The following is a 21,052-nucleotide window of genomic DNA, read 5'->3' as shown; positions in this document are numbered from 1 at the left end:
CTCACACAAAAAACTTGTGTGAGGACGTCGATGCGCGGTGCCACCTCAATTATAGGAACTAGTCCTATCGCTCTTACTCGCTAAAACGAGTTGCACTGTAAGGTGTGCTCACCGAATTCTTATGATTTCAAATTCTTAATAACATTCAGCCCAATTTTCATCACTTCCACCTATCTGTTTCCACCAACCACAGACTCTCTAAAAAATTTCAATGATTACTTTCTGAATGCTTAAATTATATCATTTTACTAAAACTTGTCAAGGGTTTTCATAAAATATTTTAAATATTAACAAAAATTCCTACGTTTTTTATAAAATCTAACTTGTATCAGCCTGAATTACGTAATCCTGTAGCAATTCCGTTGATAGTTGTATGGATCAATCGTTCTTCATCTGAAGATAGCTCACCACGACGTTGACGCTTAATCAATTCCAACTGAATATAGTTAAGGATATTGAAATAAGGCATCCGGTAGTTGAGACTGTCTTTCAAATAAGTATTTTCTGCCAAGAGTTCCTCATGGCCTTCAATAGCCAAGATAACGTCCTTAGTCAACTGCCATTCATCCAAGATAGTATAGTAAATTGCTTGTACTTCTTCACTTTCACACAGTTTAGCGTACTCAAAGGCGATGTTCATATTTGATTTGGACAAGACCATATCAACATTAGATAGGAGTGACTGGAAGAATGGCCAATTTTGATACATATCACGAAGGAATTCAATATTTTTTGGATCTTGGTCAATAAATTCCTTGAAGCTTGAACCAACACCATACCAACCTGGGAACATAACACGACTTTGTGACCATGAGAATACCCAAGGAATCGCACGTAGACCACCGATTTCAGTGATTGTTTTACGAGCTGCTGGACGAGAACCAATATTGAAACTTGAAATAGCCTTGATTGGACTAGATTCAAAGAAATAATCATAGAAATGGTCATTTCCAAATACTAGCTCACGGTAGATATCGTAACTACGTTCTACTACTTGGTCCATGATAGCTTCATAGCGATTTGATGTATTGGTATCACTCTTCTTCTTGGTAATCATACGGTTGATAGCTGCTGAAACCAACATTTCAAGGTTATAGTAGGCAGCATCCTTGTTTCCATATTTGTTTCCGATAACTTCCCCTTGCTCTGTCAAACGGATACGATCCTTGATGGACTTGAGTGGTTGAGAAGCAATAGCATCATAAGTAGGGCCACCACCACGGCCAACGGTACCACCACGACCATGGAAGAAGGTTACTTTGACTCCAAATTCATCACCAATAGCAGTCAATTGTTGTTGGGCCTTATAAAGTGTCCAACAAGATGATAGATAACCGCCATCCTTATTACTATCAGAGTAGCCAAGCATGATTTCTTGGTAATTGTTTTTAGAAGCAATCCATTTCTTAGCAAGTGGTAGAGAGAAATACTTTCTCATTGTTTCTTCAGAATGGTCCAAGTCCTCAATTGTTTCAAAGAGAGGAACAATCTGAACACGCGCTTTTTCAGCATCTACCAGACCAACTTCTTTTAGCATAATAGCCAACTCAAGCATATCTGACACGCTTGTTGCATGTGAGATAATCGTTTGACGAATGACATCTTCTCCTAAACGGTCTTTTAATTCACGTGCTGTTTGGAAAATAGCCAGTTCTTTTTCGAGAAGTTCAGACTTCTCAGCATGAGTTGCAGACAAGATTCGAGGATCTTCTAATAATTCATGCAAAAGCAAGTCACATTTTTCATCTTCTGATAAATCACTATAGTGGTCATTGATTCCAGCAGATGCCAACAATTCTGCTACACAGGCTTCGTGGACGCTTGAATCTTGACGCATGTCGATGGAAGCCAAGAAGAAACCAAAGACTTCTACAGCTTCTAAAAGTTCTGCAAATTCACCTGTGAGTAAGGCCTCTGCCTTGTTTTCAAGTAATGAGTCCTTAATAATGTATAGATCTTGCTTAAACTCTTCGACTGTTTCGTAAAATGGTGGACGATCTTCAGCCAGCTCTTGAATAGCTCCTGAAAGTCGATTGTTAATATAGTCTGTAATCACTCCTTGTTGATGCCCTTGCGTACCGAGAAGACGTTCAACAGGATGACGTTCATCAGCTGACGAGCCAACCACAGACCATTCTTTTATATTCAAGAGAGTTTGAATCAATTTGGACTGAATCAAATGAAAGGCACGACGATAGGGTTCTTTTTCACGAAAGACGGATGTATCTCCAGACTGAGCAGCCATTTCTTCAACAGCTTTGCTAGTTTTTGATAAATTTGTTGAAAGAGAGAAGGTACGATAAAGACTAGAAATCTTACTGATATAATAGTTCAAAACCACTTCACTTTGAATGGTAGCAGAACGCATAAGTGTCTCAGCTGTTACAAATGGATTTCCATCACGGTCTCCACCGATCCACATTCCCATAGTAATTGGTTTGGCTTGTTTAAGATCAATTCCTTGCTCTTTTGCTAGACGTTTGTACTCTAGCATCAAGTTAGGGACAGCCTGTAGGAAGGAACTATTGTAGTACTCCATCACATTGGTGATTTCGTTGGTTACTTTTAGTTTCTTCTCACGAATCATATCCGTCTGCATGATAATCTCAATGTAGCGACGAAGATCATTATGCCATTTTTCCTTGTTAATGAGGCCCATTCTCACATCACGATATTTACGTAAAAGATTATGGATATGAGTGGTCAAATCCAACATACTCTTACGTTGAACCTGAGTTGGATGGGCTGTCAAAACTGGTACCACGTTCAAGTGTTCAAGAATCTCAGCAGCGTTTTCTTTTTCAGCCACCATTTTGATCGTTGTTGACAATTTACCGAGATAGTCTTGATCGACATTATTTAGGTGATTAATCTCGTAAGCCAAGTCTACGTCTTCTGAGATGTTAATTAAAAGTGGCAAGATAGAGAAGTATCTAGAAATGTAGACCATTTCATCATTTGAAAGACCTGTTACTACTTTATCTAGCCCTTGATAGTCAAGTTTTGAAGAAAGTTCCTTCAAGTGCATGATCTTATCAAAGGTTTCAGCAGGAAGCATATTTTTCGTGATATCTTCCAGCATATCCGTCAAGATTTGAACTTCCTCTTGTACGACCGTTTTGTTACTATAATTTTCTAACTTTTGAAGAGACATTTTTTTCTCCTTGTTATCTATGTCTTAAAGCTGTGCGTCGTATTCGCTAAAAAGTCGCGCACGCTTTTCACTGGCATCAATATTTAATACAAATGCTATGGCTACAGAAAGAACCAAGAGACTATTCCCCCCTTGTGAAAGGAAAGGGAAGGTTACTCCTGTTGAAGGAATCAAGCCTGATATACCCCCAATGTTAACAAATACCTGTATCAGGATCATTCCCCCAATACCTATTGCTACCATTGAGTTGAAAGGATCCCTTGCGCGAATTCCTACCAAAATGATTCGTAGAATTAAGAAGAATAGGAGAGCGAGAATAAGACTTGCTCCTACAAATCCAAACTCTTCAATGACAATCGAAAAGACAAAGTCCGTATGGGCTTCTGGCAGATACCCTCGTTTTTCAATAGAATTTCCTAATCCCAGACCAAACCATCCTCCATTAACCATAGCATAGTAGGAATTGGCCAACTGGTGTCCAGCTCCAGCCAAGTCATTAAAGGGGTTGAAAAAAGCACTGAACCGCTTGGCAACATAACCAAATACAGGAATTTTAGAGAATTTCTCAACACCGATTATCCGAATGGCTGTTAAGGAAATCATAGAGACACCAGCTAGTAAGCCCAGAATAGTTGTGAACCATCGATAAGCTATTCCACTGATAGTATACATGAGCAAGGATACTAAAATCAAGATAGTAGCATTTCCTAGGTCTGGGAAAATCGCCAAACTACCAATCATAACCAGTAGAACAAAACGCCAATCATTAAATGCTCGAGGAATCCACTGATTAAGGGTTAAAACTTGGAAGTCGTAAACAGCTATCTCATCCTGTTGTTTTGAAAAACGCTGTGCTAGATACCAGACAATGATAATTTTTAAATACTCTGCTGGTTGAATCGTTATTGGACCAACCTTGATCCAGCCATAGGCCCCATTGACAGGAATCCCAATTAAACGCGCTAGAGCTAGCAGTATCAGCTCAACAAACATGACGATGAAGATTAATCGCTCATTTCGCAGAAATCCTAATTTCAATTTATAAATCAAGGCAATTAAAAACAAACTGGCTATCCAGAAAATTCCTTGATTTCGAACCAGTTGCAGGGTACTTTTTCCCTCTTGGATAAGAGTTGCACTCGTTGTCGAATAAACTACTATCAATCCTAGAACGGATAACAGTAAATAAGGAATCAAAATGGAATAATTCAGCAGGTGCCTTTTACTTATTTTCATATGTCACCTATCTATCGGAAAAATTATCTTATTTTCCCATATTATTTCTAGTTTTATAAGCTATTATACCATTTTTTAGCCTAGAAAAAAACTCTTACAGTATAAACATTCGAATTTTACTCAAAACAAACTCTGGACTAGAATGTCTTGAGTGATCCCCTTATCCGACCTATCGAGCGTTTTAAGTTACTAGGACTTTTAAAACTATAATCTTGATATTTTATAAACCTAAAAACTACCTTCCAGACAGAGGAAGGTAGTTCATTACTATCTTAGTTTGAGGCGCTACTGCTGCTGTCAGAAGTTGTTTCGCCTTTGATGTATTGTGTAAAGATATTTTGGAAGGCCGGATCTTTAACTTTAATGTTGGCATCTTGCAATTCTTTACTAATAACACCTTGAACAAAGGTTGCATCATTTTGTTTTTGAGTCAAAATGATTGTTTTAAGTTTTTCTTTATAATCATCCAAGTTAGAAGATTTTTCTGATTTCTTCGTCAACTTAACAATGTAGAAACTACTTGTATAAGCTTGAGTTCCTGGAGCAGTGATAACATCTGAAATTCCGTTGACATCAAGCGCAAAAGCGGCTTTCTTAACTACGTCTGGTAATTCTGTTGATGCAGAGTCAAAAGTAATTTCTCCACCATTTTCTTTTGTCTTTTCGTCTGTAGAATTGTCTTTTGCAAGTTGTGCAAAGTCAGCTCCAGACTCTTTTGCTTTGGCAAGAACTTCCTTAGCCTTATCTTCACTATCAAGTTTAATAATTTGAGCCGTTACTTCTGGAGTATACTCTTCAAAAGCTTTTTTGTAGTTTTCATCTGTTAATTCAGCTTCAGCGGCTTTCTTAACAGCATACTCAACTAATTTACTTGTACGAATTTGAGCTTTACGGCTTTCTGCAGTCATACCTGAACGAGCGAGAATCGTTTGATAGCTATCACCGTATTTCTTTTGTTCTTCTGCAACTGCATCATCTACTTCTTTATCACTTACTTCTGAACCATATTGTTTTTCAAAAACTTTTTGAATGGTCATATTCAGCAAGACTTGTTGAGCAGTCGCATTATTTTTGACTTCTTCAAAGAATTGATGCTCAGTAATAACATCGCCTTTCATGCTAATCAAGTCAGTTCCTTCAGAACTGTTTGAACAAGCAGCCAAAGTAGCTACTGACAACAATGTGATGGCTCCCGCCATTAGTTTTTTCTTCATGTTTACTCCTTTTGTTCACTAAATAAAGGTTTACCTTATCTATTTTACCAAATTGTCTTAAAAATATCTGAAATCAATCAATATCAGGCAGTTCTACTTCTGCTTGATTCTTTCTTAGCAAGAGAATCCCATCTCCAAGTGGAACCAAGCTAGCGGTTAAGCCAGGATTGTCTAAGGTTGCATCAAATAGTCTTTGCAAGCCACGATAAATCGTCCGTTGTCCACGTCGGACTTCCATGATATCCCTTGCAATATCTCCTCCTTGGAAAATATCATCCAAGACAACGACTCCACCTACTTCGAGGTGTTTGAGGATTTCTGGTAGAAAGACGATGTATTTGGACTTGGCAGAATCCATAAATACAAAATCATAGGTCTCAGTCAACGTTGACAGGACATCTACCGCATCACCTTCTAAGAGAGTGATTTGTTTGCGGCTATCAAAGTTTGCAAAATTTTCTTTGGCAAAGCCAATCATCTCAGGATTTCGGTCAATAGTGGTGATTTTTGACTTAGGTGAATGCTCTGCCATCAATAGGGCAGAAAAACCAATAGCCGTCCCGATCTCTAAAATGTTTTTTGGTTGAATGGTTTCCATAAGGAAACGAAAATAAGCGACGGTTTCATGAGGAATGATAGGAATATTCTCCTTGCGGGCAAAGTTTTCTAGTTCTTTTAGGGAACCCGTCACCTGCTTTTGTCTGTGGCGCATGAACTCGACAATCTCATGCTTGACAACAGGACGTCGCATGTTATGATTGGCATTTTTACTATAAGACTTTACCATCTGCCTTATGCCAATCCTAATTTTTCAACAAGGGCTTCAAACTCATCCAAACGGCGTTCAAAGACTGCAAAGGCATCGTTGAGGTAATCTTCTTTTTCCATGTCAACGCCCGCTTTACGCATGATATTGAGTGGATAGTCTGACTTCCCTGCCTTGAGGTAGTCGATATAGCGGTCACGATCCTCTTGGCTACCATGAACAATCTTTTCAGCCAAGGCTGAAGCAGCTGCAAAGCCTGTTGAATACTGATATACATAATAGTTATAGTAGAAATGAGGGATACGAGCCCACTCGTACTGGATTTGAGGATTGTCTTCCTTGCTCAAGCCATAATATTCTTGGTTCAAGTCAGCATAGAGATTGTTTAGGAACTCACTTGTCAAGACTTCACCATTTTGATCAGCTTGGTGGATAGCATGTTCAAATTCAGCAAATTGAGTTTGGCGGAATACTGTTCCACGGAAACCATCCAAGAAGTTGTTGAGAATCGCAAAGCGTGTTGCATCATCTTGAACTTCTTGTAATAATTTTTCTGTTAGGATGTTTTCATTAGTAGTTGAAGCAATTTCTGCCAAGAAAATTGAGTAATCTCCGTATACATAAGGTTGTGTTTCACGCGTATAGCTTGAATGCATACTGTGACCTGTCTCATGGACAAGGGTAAAGAGATTATCGAGGTTATCCTGCCAGTTAAGGAGCATAAAGGCATTTGTATCGTATGATCCACCTGAATATGCACCTGAACGCTTGCCTTGATTTTCATACACATCAATCCAACGTTCGCTGAAGGCACGTTTAACTCGGCTCATGTAATCCTCACCAAGAACTGCCAAAGCTTCTTCTGCCTTCTTCAAGGCTTCCTCATAAGTAAAGCTGTATTCCACTGAAGACAATGGGGTATAAACATCGTACATCTTGAGATCTGGAATACCCAAGATTTTTGAACGAAGAGCCAAATAACGATGCAAGAGTGGCAAATGCTTACGAACAGCAGATACTAGATTATCATAAACACTTTCTGGCACAAAGTTTGCTGCAAGAGCTGCTTCACGCGCACTCTTATAGTTTCGAACTTTTGCACGGTAGTTTTGCACTTTAACATTGGTCTGCAAGGTTTTAGCGTAAGTGTGCTGGTATTGCTCATAAGTAGCATAGAGGGCTTCATAAGCTCCACGACGAACCTCACGATTTTTAGATTCTACCAAGCGCATATAAACGCCGTGTGACAATTGAACTTCATTTCCATCTTCATCTTTAACAAATGGAAAGACGATATCTGCATTATCTAAAATAGCGAAGGTTTCACTAGCAGCACCGAAGATTTCACCAGCACCTGCAAGCAACTCTTCTTCACGTTGTGAAAGGACATGGTCCTTATTTTGCAATAGTTTATCAAAGAAGTGTTTATAAGGCTGGAGTTTTGGTTCTTCTGTTAAAAAGTTTTGATACTGATCTTCTGTGATAGCCATAAATTCCGGCTCATAGAAAGAGAAGACCTGATCAAGTTGACTATAAAGAGCCATTGCTTTTGCATAGTATTCTTGATACTTAGCTACTCGAGTATCTTGGTCGTTTTTCATATGTGCATAGACATAGAGTTTTTCAAGACGACGACTCAAGTCCAGATAACGCTCTGTAATGTCAAGAAGACTCTCTGCACTATCCAATAGATGTCCCTCAAGACTAGCTGCTTGTTTTGTATCTTCCGTTAAAAGGGCGAGTTCTTCTTCCCATTTCTGGTCTGTTTCAAAGATCGTTGATAGATCCCATGTATCTTTTTCATTGATTTCATTTCGTTGTAATACCATAAGTTTCCTCCATCCTTTCTATTTTACCATATTTTTTAAGAAATATTGCTGATAAAAGGCAGGTGGATAGAGCTTTTGTAACTCAGTTTGAGGATTTTTTTGATAATAAATTCGAAAGTTGCGATAATAATCACTAATATCCTGTTTAATTTGACAAAAAGAATCATTTTCTATCGGCCTTACTTGAGGATACCAGTCCTGATTCTTCAGATTCAAAAGGTTCTCCCCTCTCAAGTAGGCCTTGGCTTGTTGCTTCATCCAATAGGGATTTTGATAGTAGAGTTGTTTTTGAATGTAACGACAAATGTTCTTATCTTGTTCGACCGAAAAAGTGATAATATTTTGTTGCTGATAAGGAGTCCGTAATATTTCTAGAAGATTTCCTTTGTCATAAGAAAATTCCTTGACTTGATAATGGAGTTTCCCTTTCAAATCTTGATGAAGGAGGTACTTGAGTCTCAAAACCTGTTTTTTATGGTCTAACTCCCAAATATGAAAGCCCATGTTATTACTAAAGTAAAGAAAATCTCTCTGAAGTTGAGTTAGTCGCTCTTTTAGCCAGAGCTTTTCTCCTAGTAGCCAAAGAACTTGAATTCCCAAACTTCGATAACCATTGCTTCTCTCCCTCAAAAGGTCACAAGAAATGGGACTACACTGGATTTCTAGAGCTAGTTGCTTATTGATAAAGATATCTGCGATTTGCTTCAGTTCAGGTATGGGATATTCCATCTCAACTTCATCATTCTTCTTAACCCAATAAAATAAACGTTTCTTGTTTTCCAGATGCTCTGGTCCTTCATTTTCATGGAAAAAATCACATTTTTTGAGACTTTCATGTGCAAAATGTGCACGCACGTTTTTTCCTTTCCTCAAGCGGACACTTGTTCCACAAGCTGGACAATAATAAGCTTGTTTGACTAGTTCATCCTCCAAGGCATTAACTAGGCGCCCGTTTTTATCTCTAGCTAAAAACATAAAATCTCCTTTTCTACTTTATTCGAAAAGGATAAGAAAAAGGCTGAGAAAACCAGCCTTTCTATTATATTTTTAGAATAATCCTTTAATCCAGCTCATATTTTATGCTTCTTGATCTGTTTTTGTAACATGGGAATCAGATTTGAAATTTGATCTTGTTTAATCACCGACACACCATACTCTTGACAACGATTGTTATATACGGGATTGATTTTGCCAGAGCAAACAATTAATTTCAAACAAGTTTCACCAACAAAATGATTGGCATATACCTCTAGTTCATTAATAGCTTCTACAGACAAGTCTGTCATTTTACAAGATATAAAAATAATAGATTGACCTTTACGGAGGACAACATCAATTTCATTTTGTACATTATCGACCTCAGGGAAAATACCATTCCAGTCAATTTCTGCCCCTATCATACATTCATCAAAATACTCTGACTCTATCGCTAAAAGATAGAGATATAATTCTAAAATATGACCTTTAGTGCGACAGAGCAATTGTGCCTCGGGGCTAGAAAAAGTGTAACTAATATGATCGGAACTTTCCTCATCAATATGAATCAAGTTAGCTTCTGTTAGTAGAGGAATCATAGATTCTGGATAAGGGTACTTTTTACCGTTACTTTCCAAAACTCTTGCTGTTTCAGCGTGGAAATCAGTTGTTTTTGCTAATGCAAAGAATTGAGTGATCAGATACCATTCTTCTGGGTTTAAAATTGCATAGTTTGCTAGTTTTTTGATGGTAGTAATTTGTTTCGGACTGTATTTAGGTTGTTTCGATTTGATGAGTTTGCCACCCCTTAAGGCCATCAACTGTTCAATGGTCAGACTAGGAATCACTAACTCTTCCTTCTCCACTTTACCCATTTTCCATTTAAATTGTTTTCCTTGCTCAATATCTATTGCAATAATCGGTAATTGCTTTTCCATACCATATTGATACAGGAAAATAGCTAATATCGAATCTCCTCCAAAAACATCTAAGGTCACTGAATCATAGTTAGTCAAGAAAAGATTCAAATCATCCGTAATCTTATCTAGACTTATTTGCCGAAAATGCACTTGCTTTACATGGGAAACTTGATCCAGCAAAAAATGTTTCAAGGACAACCTTTCTTCTTCTGTAATTTTTTTCAGGGAGAGAAATAAAACCTCATCACAATCACAAATAAAAGTCTGATAAACATTTTTCTCGATAGTATGATGATCAAAAAGTTCGACTAAAAGACTAGGCATATCGCTACCTCCCTATTAAAAATTTGCTAGTAGTATGGAAAATTTAAAATTACTTAGAATAAACTTCATAGAAATATGGGTTAAGAGATTGTCTTTAGCATTTTCTACACATCTAGTATAGCATAATTCAGTTGATTGGCCCTCAAGTCTTTATATAAAAAAACGAATAGAAATGGATAGCTATTCGTTTTAAGATTTTTATTTTACTTTTTTAGCCAACATTGTTGCAAAGCGTAGTTGGATACGATTGCCATTTTCATCACGACGGTGTAAATGACCAGGGTTTTCATTGTACTTCACTAACTCCCAATCCTTGTAGTAATTGGCCAATTCTCCCTCTTTAAAGGTGAATGGGAAGTTCACTGAGCAAGGATAATCCTCCGTGTCCATGGCACAAACGATAAGATTGTAGCCACCGATAGAGGTTTGTTCTTGCATGTTTTGGATAATAGCAGGAATACGTTCTGCTTGTAAAAACATGAGCACAACCGTTGATACGATAAAATCGTAAGTTTGGCCTATGCTAGCTGAATTGATGTCGTAGAGACCAACAGGCATTTCTAAATCTTCTTGCTCTACGATACTTTGCAACATTTCAAGGGATAGCTCATTTTGGTCCACTGCTGTGACATCAAATCCATGTTGAGCGAGAAAGAGGGCGTTTCTTCCTTGACCACACCCTAGATCCAGTGCCTTACATGGTTTGACCGTCTGCATAGCTTCTAAAACCTCCGAATGAACTGGATTGGTATTGTATTTCTTAGGGAAATAATCTTCCGGCTTACAATAAAATTCTAAATACCACTCCACATCATCTGTGGCAGCTTCTACACGGTGCCAAGCTTGAGGTTGCGCCATCGGATTATCAGCACCCGCTTCAAAGAGGTACTCAGCTATAACTTCTCCCTCCTCAGTCAATTCAATAAACTTAAGAGCCCCTTTTAATACGGTAATCTTGCCCCAGGTTCCGACCTTGGTATTGTGTTTTCTTTGAACAGCTTCAGGCATGGTGTCTTTATTCCATACTGGCATTCGTTTATAGGCAACTAGTTTTTCCATTTCCTTCACTCTTTCTATCGATGGTTAACTGCTTTCATAACACGCGCAATGTCTCGGTCTTGCTCACGACGTTTAATCGACTCACGTTTATCGTAGTCATGTTTTCCTTTAGCAAGTCCTAAAAGAAGCTTGGCATAGCCGTCTTTGATGTAGACTTTAAGTGGAACCAGAGTCATCCCTGTCCCTTTGGTTTCTTGCTCCAATTTCTGGATTTGCTTTTTATGAAGGAGAAGTTTACGACGACGTTCTGGTTCCTGATTCCAGATGTTGCCCTCCTCATAAGGAGCGATATGGACATTGCTCAGCCAAACTTCCCCATTCTTAACCTGAGCAAACCCATCTTTCAGATTGATGCGGGCTGCTCGAACACTCTTGATTTCAGTTCCTGTCAGGACCATTCCTGCTTCTAGCGTATCTACGATAGTATAGTCGTGGTGCGCTTTTTTATTTTGCGCGACGACCTTTCCCTCGCCCTTTGCCATGCTTAGCTCCTTTCTTTGCTACTTCCTTATAAAAAGGTTTCTTACTTTTTTTCTTCTTGTCTTTTGAAGAATGCTTACGCTTATCATTTGAGCGACTAGCTTTTCTCTTGTCTTCTTTCTTATCCGAACGACGACCTCTATCCTTACGGCCAGAATGTTTCAAGCCTTTCTCAATGACATCAAATTCACTTGGAATAAAGGAGAAATCAATCTCACCAGTCATCTTATCGGCTCTTTCAACACGAATACGTATCTGTTGTCCCACACGGAAGGTTATCCCTGATTTCTCCCCACGAAGAGTCAAATCACGTTCGTTAAAATGATAGAACTCAGGTAAATTAGTAATGTGAATCAAGCCTTCGACTGTATTTGGTAATTCAACAAAAAGACCAAACTTGACGATACTTGAAACGACTGCATCATACTCTTCACCCACAAACTCTTCCATGTATTCAGCTTTTTTCATGGCTTCAACTTCACGCTCTGCCTCAATAGCTCTGCGCTCACGATTTGAAGACTGGGTCGCAATCTCTGGAATGACCTGTTCAAAATGTTCTGCTATTTCCTTGGAACGTCCATAGTCACGAATCATACGGTGAACCAAGAGGTCCGGATAACGGCGAATCGGACTGGTAAAGTGAGTGTAATAGTCCGCTGCCAGGCCATAGTGCCCATGGTTATGCTCAGAATAACGAGCCTGTTGCATCGAACGCAGAAGCATCATAGAGAGAACATCCGCATAAGGCTCACCTTCAACAGCACTCATGATGTCTTGGAGGGCTTCCTGACTAATCTCACTAGCAGTTCCGTAGATTCGCAAACCAAAACTAGAAGCGTAATCAATAAATTTCTGAACTTTTTCAGCTTTAGGTTCCTCATGGATACGATAGATAAAAGGTAAATCAAGCTTGCTAAAATGCTCTGCAACTGTTTCGTTTGCCATCAACATAAAGGACTCAATCATACGTTCTGCAGTACCGCGATGACGAAGAACAATATCTACTGGTTTCCCTTGCTTGTCAACCAATATTTTAGCTTCATTGGTATCAAAATTAAGAGCTCCACGCTTAATCCGCATACCTTCAAGAATTTCATGGAGCTTAGCCATGAGTTCAATGCTAGGAACAATTTTCTTATACTCTTGTCTCTTCTCCTCATCACCTGCTAGGATATCATTCACATCACTATAAGTCATACGGAAACTTGTCTTGATAACTGTCTGCGTAATGGTGTAATTACGAACCCGACCATTTTTGTCAATCTCCATAATGGCAGACTGAGTCAAGCGGTCCACTTGAGGATTAAGAGAACAGATGCCATTTGAAAGTCGTTCTGGCAGCATTGGTACAACTCGGTCTGTCACATAGACGGAAGTCGCACGATTTAGGGCTTCCTTATCAAGAGCAGAACCTTCCTTTACATAATAAGAAACATCCGCGATATGAACTCCAAGTTCAAAATTTCCATTCTTCAATAGCTTGATGTGAACTGCGTCGTCCAAGTCCTTAGCATCTGCTCCATCTATGGTAAATGTAATTTCATCTCTCAGGTCCAGACGGCCTTCCATGTCTTTTTGGGATGGAGCATCAGGTACACTTTCCGCTTCTTGCAGAACAGCCTCTGGAAACTCTGAGACAATATCCATAGACTCTAGGACTTCAAGGACATCAATCCCTGCATCCGTTGAATGTCCCACAACATCTAGGACACTCGCCACAAAGAAGTCGTGTTTCTTACTTGGGTATTTATCGATAAAGACCTTGAGAACTTCTGTCCCTTCTAGCTTGAGAGATGGTTTTTTCACATAAATCGGTTGACTTATTTTTTGGTTTTTAGAACGGATATAACCTGCATACTTAGGCTTTTCCTCATCGAGAATAATTTGCCCAACAACTGTCGTTAAACTGTGCTCTAGGATGTCGATAATCTTTGCTTCTGCAGCAGTTCCTTTGTTACGGTCAGCAACTTTCTTGATGACAACTTCAACAGTATCGCCATCAATGGCATAGTTAACATCACTTTTTCCAACAAAAAGATCGTCTTCTTCGCCTTCAAGACTTACAAAACCGAACCCATTTTTATGGGCATGGAAAATTCCTTTTAGAGTAATCTCATGTTTTTTCTTCTGGTCTAGGGTTAAACTACCATCTTCTTCAAAGCGAATCTGGTGCTTACGTTCCATCAAGGAGAGAGTTTTGATTAACTCACGGAAGTCCTTTGAACCATCCTTCCCGAGAGCACTGGCCAAGTCATTGACTGTGACACTCCCCTTCTCTTGTAAATATTCTTTTATTTTATCTTTCATGTTTACTTTCTAGATTTATAATATTTTCTTTTTGGTGTAAAACCTTATTTCTTTTAAAAATAAAAATAGGCAAAGACCTAGTCCCGCCCATTATTTTCTTATCTACTTGATAATACCGTCAATGCTAAGGCAATGGCTAGCCAGAAAAAGACTAAAATTCCTGTCAAACGTTGCATCACAGCTTCAAAACCGCGCGCTTTGCTACGTTCAAACAAATCACCTGCACTGGCATCAAATACATTGCTAGATTGGTTTTTAGTTGGTTGCATAAAAATTGCAATCACAATCACAACAGATAATACTAATAAAATGGTTAATAATAGGTTATACATATCAAACTCCTTAAAATCCCTATTATTCTACCATAATTTCTACTTAGATTCAAGATGTAGAGTCACTTTTCTTTCTTTAGGACAATACTTTAAGACCTCAATCTTGTCTGGATGGGTTTTGGAGTTCTTACTGGTTAGATAATTGATGCTACCACAAGAGGAGCATTTGAGATTGATTTTTACTCGCACTAGATTTCCTTCACTTTTAATAATGTTCTAAATTGGATAAGGTTAAATAAACAACTGAGAGCTACACAAAGAGCTGTTGCATAAAATACTGAGTGATAGCCAAATTGTCCCGCTACTGCTGATCCTGCTAAGGGACCTATCACTCCTCCTAGATAAAAGAAGACTTGATTAAAGGCAAATACCCTTGAAATGCCTGATTTGGGGGTCATCTTGCTAAGGAGTGCATTTACACCAGGGATCAGAGCTCCTGTCCCCAGACCAAATAGAAAACGATAGAAGCCTAATTGGAATGGGCTAGTCGCATTTGCACATAATAGATATATGAAAACTGAATATACCTGAGCTACGACAAGGAGTCGATGATTGCCCACTTTATCACCTAATTTACCCATGATACCTGCACTCATCATACTTGAAAATCCCATACTGGATACAATCAAACCAGAGACAAAAAGAAGATTCTCTTTCTGTCCCAAATCTCGTACATAAAGGGCAAGGATGGGACCGATAGATTGGGCGGCAAATTGAATCACAAAACTAGTTAGAAATAGATTCAACAGGATAAAAGGGTATTTGACAGAGGTAAAAAGTTCTCTTGTGGGAAGGGCTTTTTCTTTCGATACTGGTTGGAATTTTTCTTTGATAAAAAGAATGGTTAAGAAAGCAGCCAAAAATAGGAAACTACCAACTAATAAAAAGACATTTCGAATGCCAAAAATTTCGGCAATGAGTCCACCGACAAAGGGGCCAGTCAAAGTTCCAGCGACAACACCAGTTGATAAAGTCCCTAGAGCGTATCCAGACCTATCTTTGGGTACTTGACTAGCAATCAAGGCTGTTGCATTTGGAACAAATCCTGTAAAAACTCCATTAAGGAATCGTAAGAACAAGAGCCAGAAAACATTTGGAACGAAAGCTAAACCGCCCATGGTAATGGTCATGGCTAGCCCTGCACGAATCATCATAGGTTTTCGACCATACTTGTCTGCTAATATTCCCCAAATTGGTGATACAAAGGCTGCAGAAATTGCAGAAACAGATATAGCTAAACCTGAATAAAAGGCAACTTGATCCCCTTTAACTCCTAACTGTTCCACAAAAATAGGCATGAAAGGAACAACAAGAGAAATGCTGGCCCCCGTTAAAAAGCAACCAAACCAAGCAATACGAAGATTATCCTTCCAACTAATCTCTTGCATGGATATAGCCTCCTTCAAGTAATTTCACTACCTGACTCAAAAGTTGCTCTCGACTGCCATTATTATCTATTACACAAGTAGCCAATTTTTTCTTTTCTTCTAAGGGCCACTGGGAGGAAAGACGGGCTTGTGCTGCATCTATAGTCAAACAATCTCGTTTCACTAAGCGATCCAGCTGGGTATCTCGACTTACATAAACTAGCCAAGTTTCATCAAACCATGAAGCATAGTCTTGCTCAAAAAGTAATGGAATATCCATGAAAAATACGTCCTCAGTCTGAGCTAACTTGTCTCTCAAATCCCACAATTCTTCACGGATAATTTGGCCTTGAGTTTGTTTAGACCACTCTCTCTCCTCAGAGTTAGAAAAGATAAGACTGGCAAGTAATGGTCGATTCAATTCATCATTCTCAAGAAGGATATTCTCCCCAAAATGATCCACTAAAATCCGATAAAGTCGTCCACCGGGTTTTTGTAGTTGGTGAACCACGGCATCTGCATCCACTACTTCAAACCCATTTTGCCTTAGAAATTCTGTAACGGTCGATTTCCCAGAAGCAATACCGCCTGTGATTCCGATTATTTTTCCCATCAGTCCCTCCTTTGACAGTTTGGACAAAAGTGAGTGCCTCTCCCGCCGAGCTGAAATTTCTCAATTACGGTTCCACAACACGAACAAGATTGCCCAGTTTTATCATAGACCTGATGAAATTCTTGCATGGTGCCATCTTCTCCAAATGCATTGGTATAGGTGCGAATAGTTGAACCACCCTTTTCAACAGCCTTTCCTAAAACCTTAATCGTTTCATCATGGACTTTTCTGGCCTCTTGAGCAGTTAAACTGTTAGAAAGTCTAGAAGGGTGAACCTTGGCCCTCCAGAGTACTTCGTCTACATAAATGTTTCCCAATCCTGCAACTAGCGTCTGGTCAAGTAAATGAGATTTAATAGGTTTTTTTGACCTTTTCAAGGCTCGTTTAAATCTTCCTAAATCAAAATCTTGCTCAGTAGGTTCTGGTCCAAGCTTTTTAGATGCAAAGTAAGCATCTAAGAGTTCAGGAGCAAGCAATTCCATAGTGCCAAACTTGCGTAGATCCTCATAAACTAAAGTACCACCATCTTCAAACTGGATGAAAATATGATCATGCTTACGTTCAGGAACATTGGTTGGATAATAAAAATACTTGCCTTCCATCCGTAGATGAGAAATCAAAACCTTATCTGTCAAGTAGAAAAGTAAATACTTGCCACGGCGCCCCATCGATTGAATCTCTTGACCAGGCACTTCATTTTGAAACTCGTCCAAATCTGTCTTAATCATCTTGGGATAGCGAATTTCTATACTCGAAATCTTCTTCCCTAGAATCAGTTTTTCAAGACCTCGTCGAACCGTTTCGACTTCAGGTAATTCAGGCATAACTCCTCCTTCTCTAAAAACAAGAAGCAGGCTACTGCCCACCTCTTCTTAATATTCTTTTTCGTTATAGCCAAAGTCAGCCAAATCTAGCTTCTTATCTCGCCAGTTTTTCTTAACCTTGACCCAAGTTTCTAGGAAGACCTTGTCCCCTAGCATAAGCTCGATATCACGACGGGCCATAGTCCCAATTTTCTTGAGCATGGCACCACCTTTACCGATGACAATACCTTTTTGGCTATCACGTTCGACCATGATAGTTGCTCGAATATGAACCTTGTCTGTATCCTCGTCTCTTTTCATTGAGTCCACCACTACTGCAACTGAGTGTGGAATTTCTTCACGAGTTAAGTGTAAGACCTTTTCACGAATCATCTCAGAAACCAAGAATCGTTCTGGATGGTCAGTAATTTGATCCGCAGGGAAATATTGGAAACCTTCCTCAAGATTTTCACTGAGAATATCGACTAGACGAGAAACGTTATTTCCCTGAAGGGCTGAAATAGGAACAATTTCCTTGAAATCCATCTGATTACGGAAATCATCAATTTGAGCCAAGAGCTGGTCTGGATGAACCTTGTCAATCTTATTGACCACCAAAATTACAGGAACTTTAGCAGCTTTAAGACGCTCGATAATCATATCATCACCCTTACCACGCGCTTCATCAGCAGGCACCATGAATAAAACAGTATCCACCTCACGAAGGGTGCTATAGGCTGACTCTACCATAAAATCTCCGAGTGCTGTCTTAGGCTTGTGAATTCCAGGAGTATCGATAAAGACGATTTGCTCCTTATCAGTGGTGTAAATCCCCATGATTTTATTGCGCGTTGTCTGCGCCTTATCACTCATGATGGCAATCTTTTGCCCCATAACGTGATTCAAAAAAGTTGACTTCCCTACATTTGGACGTCCTAAAATGGCTACAAAGCCTGATTTAAATGTCATAATTTCCTCTTACTGTTTAAAATAATAAATCCCAAATCCGTGGGAGAAAGATAAGTGCACCTGTCAAAGCGGCAAAAAGAGAGACCACAAGCACGGCACCAGCTGCCATGTCTTTAGCTTTTTTTGCCAACATAGAAAAGTGATAGTGACTAGCCAAATCTACTACATTTTCAATAGCTGAATTAATAATCTCAAAAGCTACTACCATGAAAATGCTCAAAAGTAGAAATAACCATTCGATTCGTGACACCTGAAAAACAAAACCTGCAAGGACAACTATTAGAGCCGTCACTGCATGCTTTCTCATGTTACGTTCTTCCTTAATCGCAGTAAAAATCCCTGTAATGGCAAATTCTAAACTGGAGATTAGGTCACGATTTTTCCATTTTCGTTTATTGTCTTGTGAGTCCATAGGCTGTCAAAATTTCTTCTTGTAAACCGAACATCTCCGCTTCTTCCTCGGGAGTGTAGTGATCATAGCCGTTAATGTGTAAAAAGCCGTGCACTGCCAAGAAGCCCATTTCACGTTCAAAACTATGACCGTACTCCTCAGCTTGCTCATGTGCCTTATCAATGGAAATGAAAAGCTCACCGATATAAGCATCAAATTCTGACATCATATCTGCCAAGTCGGGATCATTTTCCAGATCTTCCTCATCAAAGGCAATCTCTAACTCCGGCTTATATTCAAGACTGATAACATCTGTTGGACGATCGGTATCACGAAACTCTAGATTGAGTTCATGGCTTCGTTCGTTGGTCACAAATGTGACCGCCATTTCCTTGTCTTCTTTTCCAATTTTTTTTGCAGCAAATTCTAAAATTTCCTGTGTTTGTTCTAAAATTTCTTTTGAAACTTGTCCAGTTTCATCTACCATTTCAATATACATGTGCTTCTCGATTCTCTTTACTTGGCTTTATTATATCACATTTCTATGATTTTATTCTACCTTTTTGATATAATACTATGGAATACATTCACGAGGAGAGAACCATGTCATTTGATGGATTTTTTTTACACCACATGGTTGAGGAATTGCGAACTGAACTACTAAATGGTCGCATCCAAAAGATTAATCAACCCTTTGACCAAGAATTGGTCCTGCAAATCCGTAGCAATCGTAAAAGTCATCGTTTGCTCCTGTCTGCCCATCCAGTTTTTGGACGCATCCAGTTAACAGAGTCCACCTTTGAAAACCCTGCTCAGCCATCTACTTTTATTATGGTATTGAGAAAGTATCTTCAAGGAGCAGTTATTGAGTCAATCGAGCAAATTGAAAACGATCGTATCGTGGAAATCACGGTTTCCAATAAAAACGAGATTGGGGACCATATCCAGGCCACACTCATCATCGAAATTATGGGGAAACATAGCAATATTCTCCTTGTAGATAAGTCTAGTCACAAAATTCTTGAAGTTATCAAGCATATCGGTTTCTCTCAAAATAGTTACCGTACCTTATTACCAGGTGCTACTTATATCGCTCCTCCAAGTACAGAAGCTCTCAATCCTTTTATGGTCAAGGAAGAAAAACTCTTTGAGATTCTACAAACCCAAGAGTTAACTGCTAAAAATCTTCAAAACCTCTTTCAAGGTTTGGGAAGAGATACAGCAACCGAGTTAGAAAGACAACTGCTTAATGATAAACTAGCCACTTTCCGGAACTTCTTTGGACAAGAAACCAACCCTTGCCTAACAGATAAATCCTTTTCTTGTGTGCCTTTTTCTAGTAAAACAGCGGAGAATTTTGACAGTCTTTCACAATTACTTGATATTTATTATAAGGATAAAGCCGAACGTGACCGAGTGAAGCAGCAAGCTAGCGAACTCATACGTCGCGTCGAAAACGAACTACAAAAGAATCGTCAAAAACTAAAGAAACAAGAAAAAGAACTTCTGGCTACCGAAAATGCAGAAGAATTTCGTCAAAAAGGTGAGTTACTAACCACTTTCCTTCATCAAGTTCCCAATGACCAAGATCAGGTTATTTTAGAAAACTACTACACCAACCAGCCTATCACGATTGCACTTGATAAAGCTTTAACTCCAAACCAAAATGCTCAACGCTACTTCAAACGCTATCAGAAATTAAAAGAAGCTGTTAAATACTTGACTGACCTGATTGAAGAAACCAAGGCAACCATTCTCTATCTAGAAAGTGTCGAAACGGTACTCAATCAAGCCGGACTCGATGAAATTGCTGAAATTCGCGAAGAATTGATCCAAACAGGATTTATCCGCAGAAGACAAAGGGAAAAAATCCAGAAACGGCAAAAACCTGAGCAGTATCTAGCTAGTGATGGAAAAACGATCATCTATGTAGGGCGCAATAACCTACAAAACGAGGAATTGACCTTTAAAATGGCCCGTAAAGAAGAACTCTGGTTCCACGCTAAGGATATCCCTGGAAGTCATGTTGTTATCTCAGGCAATCTCAATCCGACTGATGAGGTAAAAACAGACGCTGCAGAACTTGCAGCCTACTTCTCTAAGGGACGTCTCTCAAATCTCGTTCAGGTAGATATGATTGAAGTTAAAAAACTCAACAAACCAACTGGTGGAAAACCTGGTTTTGTCACCTATACTGGGCAAAAGACCCTCCGTGTTACACCCGACCCTGAAAAAATTCAGTCCATGAAAATCAAATAAAGTCTTGTATACTTGTGGGCTGTTACTGCTATAGACTCAAATAAAAATGGGAGG

At 39.0% G+C, this 21,052-nt stretch carries 19 protein-coding genes; 1 reads left to right on the top strand and 18 read right to left on the bottom strand.

The annotated features are described in order from the left end of the window. Nucleotides 1-328: 328 nt before the first annotated feature. The 18 genes from ppc to ybeY form a co-directional block, all read right to left on the bottom strand. Nucleotides 329-3,154, bottom strand: coding sequence for a phosphoenolpyruvate carboxylase (ppc, locus tag HMPREF2795_RS04670; protein WP_075228341.1), 2,826 nt, complete (start codon nt 3,152-3,154; stop codon nt 329-331). Between the two features lie 24 nt (nt 3,155-3,178). Further along, a complete protein-coding gene (gene ftsW / locus HMPREF2795_RS04665; protein WP_070459442.1) occupies nt 3,179-4,390 on the bottom strand; it encodes a cell division peptidoglycan polymerase FtsW in 1,212 nt (403 codons plus the stop codon). Between the two features lie 272 nt (nt 4,391-4,662). Beyond that, on the bottom strand, nt 4,663-5,604 hold the full coding sequence (gene prsA / locus HMPREF2795_RS04660) for a peptidylprolyl isomerase PrsA (protein ID WP_045763302.1): 942 nt from the start codon (nt 5,602-5,604) through the stop codon (nt 4,663-4,665). Nucleotides 5,605-5,677: 73 nt separating this feature from the next. Continuing rightward, entirely contained in the window at nt 5,678-6,391 is a 714-nt protein-coding gene (locus HMPREF2795_RS04655) for an O-methyltransferase (RefSeq protein ID WP_075228340.1), read from the bottom strand. Nucleotides 6,392-6,396: 5 nt separating this feature from the next. Continuing rightward, on the bottom strand, nt 6,397-8,199 hold the full coding sequence (pepF, locus tag HMPREF2795_RS04650) for an oligoendopeptidase F (protein ID WP_075228339.1): 1,803 nt from the start codon (nt 8,197-8,199) through the stop codon (nt 6,397-6,399). 18 nt (nt 8,200-8,217) lie between these two features. Next, on the bottom strand, nt 8,218-9,174 hold the full coding sequence (locus HMPREF2795_RS04645) for a competence protein CoiA (RefSeq protein WP_075228338.1): 957 nt from the start codon (nt 9,172-9,174) through the stop codon (nt 8,218-8,220). A 95-nt stretch (nt 9,175-9,269) separates the two neighbouring features. Then, a complete protein-coding gene (locus tag HMPREF2795_RS04640; protein ID WP_075228337.1) occupies nt 9,270-10,418 on the bottom strand; it encodes a PDDEXK family nuclease in 1,149 nt (382 codons plus the stop codon). 198 nt (nt 10,419-10,616) lie between these two features. Further along, a complete protein-coding gene (tehB, locus tag HMPREF2795_RS04635) occupies nt 10,617-11,477 on the bottom strand; it encodes an SAM-dependent methyltransferase TehB (RefSeq protein WP_075228336.1) in 861 nt (286 codons plus the stop codon). 14 nt (nt 11,478-11,491) lie between these two features. Beyond that, a complete protein-coding gene (gene smpB / locus HMPREF2795_RS04630; protein ID WP_001051741.1) occupies nt 11,492-11,959 on the bottom strand; it encodes an SsrA-binding protein SmpB in 468 nt (155 codons plus the stop codon). Further along, nucleotides 11,922-14,264 (bottom strand): ribonuclease R, encoded by a 2,343-nt coding sequence (gene rnr, locus HMPREF2795_RS04625; protein WP_000653286.1) that lies wholly within the window; start codon nt 14,262-14,264, stop codon nt 11,922-11,924. Before rnr ends, smpB begins: the two co-directional genes overlap by 38 nt. A gap of 98 nt (nt 14,265-14,362) precedes the next feature. Further along, a complete protein-coding gene (gene secG, locus HMPREF2795_RS04620; protein ID WP_000282514.1) occupies nt 14,363-14,596 on the bottom strand; it encodes a preprotein translocase subunit SecG in 234 nt (77 codons plus the stop codon). Nucleotides 14,597-14,635: 39 nt separating this feature from the next. Then, nucleotides 14,636-14,785: a 50S ribosomal protein L33 gene (gene rpmG, locus HMPREF2795_RS10285; RefSeq protein WP_001809104.1), complete on the bottom strand. Its 150-nt coding sequence runs from the start codon at nt 14,783-14,785 to the stop codon at nt 14,636-14,638. Then, entirely contained in the window at nt 14,785-15,984 is a 1,200-nt protein-coding gene (locus HMPREF2795_RS04615; RefSeq protein ID WP_001156292.1) for a multidrug efflux MFS transporter PmrA, read from the bottom strand. The genes rpmG and HMPREF2795_RS04615 overlap by 1 nt, the downstream gene beginning before the upstream one ends. Then, complete coding sequence (gene coaE, locus HMPREF2795_RS04610) at nt 15,971-16,576, bottom strand: dephospho-CoA kinase (RefSeq protein WP_000516161.1); 606 nt, start codon at nt 16,574-16,576, stop codon at nt 15,971-15,973. Before coaE ends, HMPREF2795_RS04615 begins: the two co-directional genes overlap by 14 nt. Beyond that, nucleotides 16,576-17,400, bottom strand: a complete 825-nt coding sequence (mutM, locus tag HMPREF2795_RS04605) for a DNA-formamidopyrimidine glycosylase (protein WP_001114615.1) — start codon at nt 17,398-17,400, stop codon at nt 16,576-16,578. Before mutM ends, coaE begins: the two co-directional genes overlap by 1 nt. A gap of 48 nt (nt 17,401-17,448) precedes the next feature. Next, a complete protein-coding gene (era, locus tag HMPREF2795_RS04600) occupies nt 17,449-18,348 on the bottom strand; it encodes a GTPase Era (RefSeq protein ID WP_000143255.1) in 900 nt (299 codons plus the stop codon). A gap of 16 nt (nt 18,349-18,364) precedes the next feature. Further along, nucleotides 18,365-18,760, bottom strand: coding sequence for a diacylglycerol kinase family protein (locus HMPREF2795_RS04595; protein WP_000378151.1), 396 nt, complete (start codon nt 18,758-18,760; stop codon nt 18,365-18,367). Then, nucleotides 18,741-19,238, bottom strand: a complete 498-nt coding sequence (gene ybeY / locus HMPREF2795_RS04590; protein WP_000275150.1) for an rRNA maturation RNase YbeY — start codon at nt 19,236-19,238, stop codon at nt 18,741-18,743. Before ybeY ends, HMPREF2795_RS04595 begins: the two co-directional genes overlap by 20 nt. Before the next feature lie 104 nt (nt 19,239-19,342). On the opposite strand from ybeY, the gene HMPREF2795_RS04585 reads away from it, so the two are divergent. After that, nucleotides 19,343-20,998 (top strand): Rqc2 family fibronectin-binding protein, encoded by a 1,656-nt coding sequence (locus HMPREF2795_RS04585; protein WP_075228335.1) that lies wholly within the window; start codon nt 19,343-19,345, stop codon nt 20,996-20,998. The last annotated feature ends 54 nt before the right edge of the window (nt 20,999-21,052 follow it).

Source organism: Streptococcus sp. HMSC056C01, assembly GCF_001811305.1.
Classification (GTDB): Bacteria; Bacillota; Bacilli; order Lactobacillales; family Streptococcaceae; genus Streptococcus.
This window is presented reverse-complemented; position numbering and strand designations above follow the sequence as displayed.

Excerpts from the sequence above, each read along its gene's own strand:
- ppc (WP_075228341.1), bottom strand. The coding sequence starts at position 3,154 with ATGTCTCTTCAAAAGTTAGAAAATTATAGTAACAAAACGGTCGTACAA.
- ftsW (WP_070459442.1), bottom strand. The coding sequence starts at position 4,390 with ATGAAAATAAGTAAAAGGCACCTGCTGAATTATTCCATTTTGATTCCT.
- prsA (WP_045763302.1), bottom strand. The coding sequence starts at position 5,604 with ATGAAGAAAAAACTAATGGCGGGAGCCATCACATTGTTGTCAGTAGCT.
- HMPREF2795_RS04655 (WP_075228340.1), bottom strand. The coding sequence starts at position 6,391 with ATGGTAAAGTCTTATAGTAAAAATGCCAATCATAACATGCGACGTCCT.
- pepF (WP_075228339.1), bottom strand. The coding sequence starts at position 8,199 with ATGGTATTACAACGAAATGAAATCAATGAAAAAGATACATGGGATCTA.
- HMPREF2795_RS04645 (WP_075228338.1), bottom strand. The coding sequence starts at position 9,174 with ATGTTTTTAGCTAGAGATAAAAACGGGCGCCTAGTTAATGCCTTGGAG.
- HMPREF2795_RS04640 (WP_075228337.1), bottom strand. The coding sequence starts at position 10,418 with ATGCCTAGTCTTTTAGTCGAACTTTTTGATCATCATACTATCGAGAAA.
- tehB (WP_075228336.1), bottom strand. The coding sequence starts at position 11,477 with ATGGAAAAACTAGTTGCCTATAAACGAATGCCAGTATGGAATAAAGAC.
- smpB (WP_001051741.1), bottom strand. The coding sequence starts at position 11,959 with ATGGCAAAGGGCGAGGGAAAGGTCGTCGCGCAAAATAAAAAAGCGCAC.
- rnr (WP_000653286.1), bottom strand. The coding sequence starts at position 14,264 with ATGAAAGATAAAATAAAAGAATATTTACAAGAGAAGGGGAGTGTCACA.
- secG (WP_000282514.1), bottom strand. The coding sequence starts at position 14,596 with ATGTATAACCTATTATTAACCATTTTATTAGTATTATCTGTTGTGATT.
- HMPREF2795_RS04615 (WP_001156292.1), bottom strand. The coding sequence starts at position 15,984 with ATGCAAGAGATTAGTTGGAAGGATAATCTTCGTATTGCTTGGTTTGGT.
- coaE (WP_000516161.1), bottom strand. The coding sequence starts at position 16,576 with ATGGGAAAAATAATCGGAATCACAGGCGGTATTGCTTCTGGGAAATCG.
- mutM (WP_001114615.1), bottom strand. The coding sequence starts at position 17,400 with ATGCCTGAATTACCTGAAGTCGAAACGGTTCGACGAGGTCTTGAAAAA.
- era (WP_000143255.1), bottom strand. The coding sequence starts at position 18,348 with ATGACATTTAAATCAGGCTTTGTAGCCATTTTAGGACGTCCAAATGTA.
- HMPREF2795_RS04595 (WP_000378151.1), bottom strand. The coding sequence starts at position 18,760 with ATGGACTCACAAGACAATAAACGAAAATGGAAAAATCGTGACCTAATC.
- ybeY (WP_000275150.1), bottom strand. The coding sequence starts at position 19,238 with ATGTATATTGAAATGGTAGATGAAACTGGACAAGTTTCAAAAGAAATT.
- HMPREF2795_RS04585 (WP_075228335.1), top strand. The coding sequence starts at position 19,343 with ATGTCATTTGATGGATTTTTTTTACACCACATGGTTGAGGAATTGCGA.